Source organism: Sulfolobales archaeon (assembly GCA_038897115.1).
Taxonomy (GTDB): Archaea; Thermoproteota; Thermoprotei_A; order Sulfolobales; family AG1; genus AG1.
The window spans coordinates 1-7,782 of the sequence record JAWAXC010000097.1; the positions used below are offsets into that span (position 1 = coordinate 1).

7 protein-coding genes are annotated in these 7,782 nt (G+C 44.3%); 5 read left to right on the forward strand and 2 right to left on the reverse strand.

The window, feature by feature from the left end; genetic code table 11:
* The 5 genes from topA to lpdA form a co-directional block, all read left to right on the forward strand.
* Positions 1-1,656 (forward strand): DNA topoisomerase I (topA, locus tag QXE01_10265; GenBank protein ID MEM4971618.1); only part of this gene is annotated, 1,656 nt, incomplete at its 5' end.
* A gap of 159 nt (positions 1,657-1,815) precedes the next feature.
* Positions 1,816-2,982: a pyruvate dehydrogenase (acetyl-transferring) E1 component subunit alpha gene (pdhA, locus tag QXE01_10270; protein MEM4971619.1), complete on the forward strand. Its 1,167-nt coding sequence runs from the start codon at positions 1,816-1,818 to the stop codon at positions 2,980-2,982.
* Positions 2,983-3,960, forward strand: a complete 978-nt coding sequence (locus QXE01_10275) for an alpha-ketoacid dehydrogenase subunit beta (GenBank protein ID MEM4971620.1) — start codon at positions 2,983-2,985, stop codon at positions 3,958-3,960.
* Positions 3,961-3,969: 9 nt separating this feature from the next.
* On the forward strand, positions 3,970-5,217 hold the full coding sequence (locus QXE01_10280) for a dihydrolipoamide acetyltransferase family protein (protein MEM4971621.1): 1,248 nt from the start codon (positions 3,970-3,972) through the stop codon (positions 5,215-5,217).
* Positions 5,218-5,244: 27 nt separating this feature from the next.
* Positions 5,245-6,636 carry a dihydrolipoyl dehydrogenase gene (gene lpdA / locus QXE01_10285; protein ID MEM4971622.1) on the forward strand — a complete coding sequence of 464 codons (1,392 nt, stop codon included), beginning with the start codon at positions 5,245-5,247 and terminating at the stop codon, positions 6,634-6,636.
* 1 nt (position 6,637) lies between these two features.
* On the opposite strand, the gene spt4 is transcribed toward lpdA, so the two are convergent.
* Entirely contained in the window at positions 6,638-6,856 is a 219-nt protein-coding gene (gene spt4 / locus QXE01_10290; GenBank protein MEM4971623.1) for a transcription elongation factor subunit Spt4, read from the reverse strand.
* A gap of 299 nt (positions 6,857-7,155) precedes the next feature.
* Positions 7,156-7,707, reverse strand: a complete 552-nt coding sequence (locus QXE01_10295; GenBank protein MEM4971624.1) for a DNA-directed RNA polymerase — start codon at positions 7,705-7,707, stop codon at positions 7,156-7,158.
* Positions 7,708-7,782: the final 75 nt, after the last annotated feature.

Here is a 7,782-nt window from a genome sequence, read left to right on the forward strand (position 1 = left end):
ATGATAATAAAGAGATGGGGCAATATATCTAAGATGAAGAGGATGAAATTCTCATCCCTAGTAGAGGAGGAGCTTAGAAGAAGTTTCAAAAATCTCGAACCCCCAGATCTAAATATGGTTGAGGCTGGGCTTGCAAGGCATGAGATGGACTGGATATGGGGTATAAATGTTTCTAGGGCTATAATGAGGCTTTTTAAAAAGATCTTCTCCGAGCATAGGATCTTAAGTGCTGGTAGGGTTCAGACACCGACGCTCTTCGAGGTTGTGAGAAACACTATAGAGAGATCCACATTTGTGCCCAGACCTCTCTATAATGTAAATATATATGTCCACCTAGCTGGCAGAGATTATAAGCTGGAACAAGGAGAAGATCCCTTCGAGAGGAGATCTAAAGCAGAGGCATATGCAGAGAGGATTAGAGAAGCTGGATATGTTATAGTTACTAATGTTGATAAAAGGTTGATATCCTATCAACCACCACATCCATATAACCTCGGCGATATACAGAGAGATGCATATTCAATATATAAGATATCTCCAGCTAAAACCCTCCAAATACTAGAGGATCTATATCTGGATTCCCTCATAAGCTATCCACGAACCAATAGTCAGAAGCTGCCCCTAACCATAGATCATAGGGATATTATAAGGAGAATCGCTAGTATGCCTAGATATAGTTTCGCAGCTCTAAAACTACTGAAAAAGGATCGGCTAGTTCCTAATAATGGCCCAATGGAAGACCCTGCTCACCCTGCTATCTACCCCACTGGAGAGGTGCCTGGAAGGCTTAGCGATATGCATAGTAAGATATATGATTTAATCGTTAGAAGATACTTAGCAACGTTTATGGATCCCTTAATAGTAGAATCTACAAAGGTTGAAATAGATGCGTTGGGGAGGAGATATTATTTACAAGGTAGTAAGATCTATTCGAGGGGCTGGCTCGATATATATCCATTCTATAATATAGGGGAAAAGGAGATCCCGCAGATCAGGATTAGAGATAGGCTAAGGATATCGAAGGTAAAGATAGCTATAACATATACAAGGCCAGAGCCACCATATAATAAGGCATCGCTTCTAAAGTGGATGGAGGATCAGGGGATAGGTACAGAGGCTACTAGAGCCGAGATCATAGAGACACTATATAAGAGAGGCTATATTAAAGGTTCAGAAGCTACTAGACTTGGATTAATGGTTTACTCAGCTATTGAGAAATACTTTGGTGATCTCTCTAAAGTAGAGCTGACAAGGCATTTTGAGGAGATGTTAGAGAAGATCAGAAGGGGGGAGCTTAAAAGGGAGCATGTTATTCAGGAGACCAAGGCAGTGGTTGGAGATGCTATAAAGAGGTTCCTTGAAAGCATAGAGAAACTGAATCCTAGTGAGATAAAGCTTCTTGGGACAGGCCTTGGGGGATGCCCGATATGTAGTGATCCTTCGGACTCTGATAGCAAGTATAGATTCTGTAGGATACATGAAATAGCATATAAAAGGCTTATAGAGGCCTACAACAGTTGGAGAGAGAACGACATTAGCTGGGGAGAATATCTCGAGAAGATCTCGAAGCTAAAGATTACGGGATCTAGGGTTAAAGAGGTAATAGCTTATCTTGGGAAAATCGGTAAAACGACTCCAGATCTTCAGCTTAACTGATCAATCATACAGATCTATAGCCAACGCTTGTTGTAACATTTACGAGAGTCTGCTGAAAGGTTCAAACAATCTATATATTAATATCATAGTTATTAGAAAATTTACATAAAATAATTTGCTAGGCTTTTAGCTCTGTAAGCAATATGTTTAGGGAGTTGGTTGTACCAGAATCCATTTGAGATAAGATATAGTTTAGAAGATGTTATAGAGAAGTTGAGGCTTGAAAGAGCTATTGGCCTCTATAGGATCATCGATCCTGATGGAAATGTTGTTGCAGAGAGAGAGCCTGATATTCCGAGGGATCTTTTACTAAATATGTATACATCAATGATAAGGACTAGAATACTTGATGGATGGCTTTTAAAGCTACAGAGGATGGGCAAGGTTGCACTACACGCTCCAAATATAGGTGAGGAGGCTGTAAGTGTTGGTGCGACCCTGGCTTTAGATAAGGATGACTGGATCTTCCCCTACTATAGAAATATCGGTGTCTTCATAGCCAGGGGGGTTAGTGAGGAGGAGATCTTAGATAGAAATATAGCTAATATAGCAGATCCTTTTAAGGGAAAGGAGTTCACCATATTTGGTTCTAGGAAGCATAGGATAGCACCATCTACGGTGCCTGTTGGAAATCAGATCCCACATGCTGTAGGCTTTGCCTTAGGAGCATACATAGCTGGTGAGAAGATAGCCGTCCTAACGATCTTCGGTGATGGAGCTACATCCAGAGGTGGTTTCCATGTAGGGCTCAACTTCGCAGGAATATATAGGCTACCCGTTATATTTGTTATACAGAATAATCAGTGGGCAATATCTGTTCCTGCAAAAAAACAAACAGGATCTATCACCTTCGCTGTTAAAGGCGTGGCATATAATATACCAGGTATAAGAGTGGATGGGAATGATGTATTAGCTGTTTATACAGCTTCAAAGGAGGCTGCCAAAAGAGCTAGGAATGGCGAGGGGCCAACATTGATTGAGGCCGTTACATATAGAATGGGTCCGCACACAACAGCTGATGATCCCACGAGATATAGGTCTCCCGAGGAGGTTAAGGCAATGCAGAAATATGATCCTATAGCTAGGTTTGAGAAATATCTTATAAACAGGGGATATCTATCGGAGCAGGAGCTAAAGGAGATCTATAATGAGTGGAATACAAAGATCGAGGAGATTGTTAAGAAATGCATCTCCAAACCCCCACTCAGTGTAGAGGTGATCTTCGAGGATGTATATTCACAGAGATTCTGGAACCTCGAGGAGCAATTGGAGGAATATAGGGAGTCGCTAGAGGTTATGAAGAAGCTGGGGATCGAGGTGGAGTAGATGCCAGTTATGAACATGGTTCAGGCTCTTAACCTAGCACTTAGGGAGGAGATGAGAAGAGATCCAAGGGTAATAGTTCTGGGAGAAGATGTGGGTAAGAGGGGAGGGGTTTTCCTAGTAACAGAGGGGTTGCTAGAGGAGTTCGGCGAGAAAAGGGTTATCGACACACCTCTAACGGAGATGGGTATTGTGGGGATAGCTATTGGCCTGGCTATGTATGGGTTCAAACCTGTTGCTGAGATCCAGTTTATAGACTTTGTATATGAAGCCTTCGACCAGATTGTATCTGAAGCAGCGAAAATGAGGGCAAAAACAGGGGGTATGTTCACAGCACCGATAGTAATTAGAGCGCCCTGCTGTGGTGGTGTTAAGGGAGCTATGCATCATAGCCAGAGTCCTGAGGCTTATTTCATACACACAGCTGGCTTGATAACTATGATGCCATCTAGGCCTTACGATGCTAAGGGTATGCTAAAGGCCGCCATAAGATCCGAGGATCCCGTGATCTTTCTCGAGCCAAAGTCCATCTATAGAACTATAAGGGAGGAGGTTCCTGAGGAAGACTATATAATACCAATTGGAAAGGGCAGGGTTGTTAGAGAGGGTAGTGATGTAACTATAGTTACATATGGTGCGATGGTCCATGTATCGGTTGAGGCTGCAGAGCTTGCTGAGAAGAAGCATAGGTGGAGCGTTGAGGTAATAGATCTGAGAACACTTTTCCCCTTCGACAAAGACTTGATCCTTAAGAGCCTTGAGAAGACAGGAAGGCTAATAATTGTTCACGAAGCACCTAGAACCCTCGGCCTCGGAGCTGAGATAGCTGCTTATATCGCTGAAAACGCTATAGATCTTCTCAGAGGCCCTGTGATAAGGGTTACAGGCTATGATGCACCGTTCCCCTTAGTGCATGAGAAGCTATATATGCCCAACATAGCCAGGATATATTTAGCTATTGAAAAGGTAATGAGATATTAGGGGATATACATGGTAAAAATCGAGAAGATCAAACTCCCAGATATTGGTGAGGGGATAGCAGAGGGTGAGATAGTAAGGTGGCTTGTAAAAGAGGGTGATTCGGTAAAGCAGTTCCAACCGATTGTCGAGGTGCTCACAGATAAGGCTAGCGTCGAAATACCCTCACCATATTCTGGAAAGGTTGTGAAGCTGCTTGCAAGGGAGGGTGAGAGGATCAGGGTTGGATCCCCCATAGCTGAGATAGAGATCGAAGATCTTCAGCAGGCTATAGCGAAGCCAGAGGCTTTGGAGAAGGCTAAAGAGGAGACCCAAGCTGCTACCACTACCCCCCAGGCAGAGGTTTCAGCAGAGAGGAGGCCCCATGTAAGGGCTCCTCCAAGGGTTAGAAAGCTTGCACAAGAACTTGGTGTGGATCTAACTTTGGTCAAGGGCACAGGGCCTGGTGGGGTAATCACAGAGGAGGATGTGAGGAGATTCTATGAAGAAAACATAGCTAGGGCAAGAGCTCCTCAAACCACTGTACAGCCTCAGCAGGTTGTTGAAGAGAGGGTTGAGAGGATCCAGCTTAGAGGTATAAAGAGGAGAATGGCTGAGAAGATGATCGAGGCTAAATCGAAGATACCCCATGTATATCTCGCTGAGGAGGTAGATGTCACAGAGCTGGTGAGGCTGAGGGAGAGTCTTAAGAGCCTTGCAGAGAGTAGAGGTGTAAAGCTAACATACCTGCCATTCATCGTGAAAGCTGTTGTGAAAGCCCTCAAGGAGTATCCCCTTCTAAACTCCACCCTCGATATGGAGAAGGGAGAGATAATAGTTAAGAAATACTATAACATCGGGATCGCTGTAGATACGGAGCAGGGCCTCGTAGTTCCTAATATAAAGAATGCTGATAAGAAAGGGCTCTTCCAGATTGCAAGGGAGATAGATGAGCTTGCGAGAAAGGCTAGGGAGGGCAAGCTATCCCTCGAAGATATAAGAGACGGTACATTTACAATTACTAATGTAGGCTCCATAGGATCTACTATAGGCTTTCCCATAATCAACTACCCAGAATCCGCAATCCTAGGTATCCATAGGATTGTGAAGAGGCCAGCATATTATGAGGATAGATTAGAGCCTAGATATTACATGAATATCTCCCTCAGCTTCGATCATAGGTTCATAGAGGGCGGATATGCTGCTCGATTCCTCAATACGTTGAAGAACTACCTCGAAAACCCATTGCTATTCCTAGCACAGGAGGATGAGTTCAAATAATTCCCAATCCAGTAGAGGTGCTCTGCTATGGAGTCGAGAGAAAAATATGATCTCGTAGTAGTGGGTGGGGGGCCCGGTGGATATCCAGCAGCTATAAGGGCCTCCCAGCTTGGAATGAAGGTCGCTCTAATCGAGATGAATAGACTTGGGGGTGAGTGTACTAACTATGGGTGCATCCCCACAAAAGCTCTGATCAAACCGGCGAACATACTTTGGGCGGTTAAGAAGATGGGGTTTATTAAAGGAGATATTGAGCTATCCTTTGAAGAATATATTGAATGGGTTAACACAGTTGTTAAAAAGATCTCCGGGGGTATTGAGATGCTATTAAAAAGCTATGGAGTAGATCTATATAGAGGCGTGGCATCGATAAGGGACGGAGAAACTATATATGTGGAAAACATAGGCGAGCTAAAAGCCAAAAAAATACTCCTTGCAACTGGAACAGATCCCGCAGATCTTCCTGGGATAAGGGTGGATGGTGAGGCGATCCATAATAATAGAACGATAATAGGGTTGAAGAGGAAACCATCATCAATACTCATCATTGGTGGAGGCTATATAGGTGTGGAGTTTGCAAGCATCTTTGCAAAGATAGGTGTTGAGGTAACCGTTATTGAGGTTATGCAGAACCTCCTACCAGGAATGGATCCCGATATATCTAGGGCTGCAGAGAGGATCCTAAGAAGCCTCGGGGTTAAAATATATACTGGCACAACCGTTAAATCCCTAGCAGCTAAGGGTGGAGAGGTATCTGTAGAACTATCTGGGGGAGACTCTCTCTCGGCAGAGAAGATATTAGTGGCCGTTGGTAGAAAGCCTAAGCAGATCTCGGGTATTGAGAAGCTCGGTGTAAAGCTGGATGAAAAGGGATATATAGTGGTTGATAGATCTATGAGGACATCCCATCCAAATATATATGCTAGCGGGGATATCGCAGGGCCACCTCTCCTAGCCCATAAGGCCTTTGCCCAGTCCCTGGTTGCTGCGGAGAACATTGCTGGAAGGAATATAGCCTTTGATCCGAAGGCGATACCCTCCGTTATATTCACAGATCCCGAGATAGCCTTTGTAGGTATTAGTGAGAATGAGGCTAAAAAACAGGGTTATAAGGCGAGGAGTGTGAAGCTTCCCCTAGGAGGGGTTGCTAGAGCAGCGATCGAAGAGGTGGAGGAGGGATTTGCAAAGATAGTATTTGATGAGGAGACTAAGGAGATACTCGGCTTCTACGTAGTTGCACCACACGCATCAGAAATAATATCTGAGGCTGTGCTGGCGATTGAGATGGGGGCAACTCTAGAGGATCTATCGCTAACGATACATCCACACCCCACAATATCAGAGGTTCTTGAAGAGATCTCAGAGCTAGCACTTGGAAGGCCTAAGCATTTCTTTATTAGGAGGAGATCTGCTAGCTAGTCTACGTCCCTATTTTCACAGCATATCTACCTGGCTTTGTTATGCCTAGGGCCTTTGCTATTTGAGATCTATCTGGATCTAGTATGATTATCATCCCACTCCACTCCTCACTAAAATCCGAAGATCCGCATACCGGGCATGTCTGCACCTCTAGAGGTGCTAATGCCTTACAACTTTTACATGCCTTAAAGACTTTCTTCCTACCCCTAGGCTTGCTCATCTTTCACACCTTCAAAACCTCATCTCTAGAATGGGGAGATTGCTTATAAACCATCATAGCCTCACCCACCGTTCACCCGAGAGCGGTTTTAGCCACCCTCGGGCTCCTCACGGTCTCCCCAGGTCCCCTCACCGCGGTTCATCCACGGATCTCGGAAACCTGGGGTCACCAATAAACCTATAACCTCTGGGGCTTATATATGCATCGGCATAGCTAATAGCCCCCGAAGAGCATTAACCGCGAACCCACATGAAAGCTTCTAAAGACAAAAAAGTTTCAGCCCCTCAGATCGGGTATCTCTATCTTGAGGCAGAGCTGCTAGCCTCTATCCATTCTAGTTTTCCTAGGTTAGGTTGCCTCATAGTCATAGCGATCCTTGGAAGCCCTGCTGCTTGGAATGATATGTTTGTGATCCTTCCCCTAACTTTATCTCCTACAGTTACTTGCCTCTTATTCCTATCCCCTACTATTGCCTTCAAAGCATCATCGTATTCTATATCATCAGCATCCATAACCTGTGATATATGTACAAAGGCGTCGAGAGGCCCTATATTTACGAAGAGCCCTATATTCCTTACCTCTTTAACAACCCCCTCTACAACCTCGTGGAGTGTTGGGACATAGCTGAGCATCTTAAACCTTGCCTCTAGATATATAGAGCCATCGCCTGGGAGTATAAGACCCATATCACTTACACTTACATCATATACCAGTATAATGATCCCGAGATCCTTGTTGAATTTAGATTCATATTTCTCCCTGAGATATTCCTCTGCAACAACCTCTACAGGCTCTCCAAACCTGCTTGGGGGGATCTTTACATAGTCCACCGCCTCGTATACCCTATACAATCAGGATCACCCTAACAGTATGTGGGATCGAGTGGCTCAATCTAAAAACCCTAAGTCACTATTATCAGCTCTACC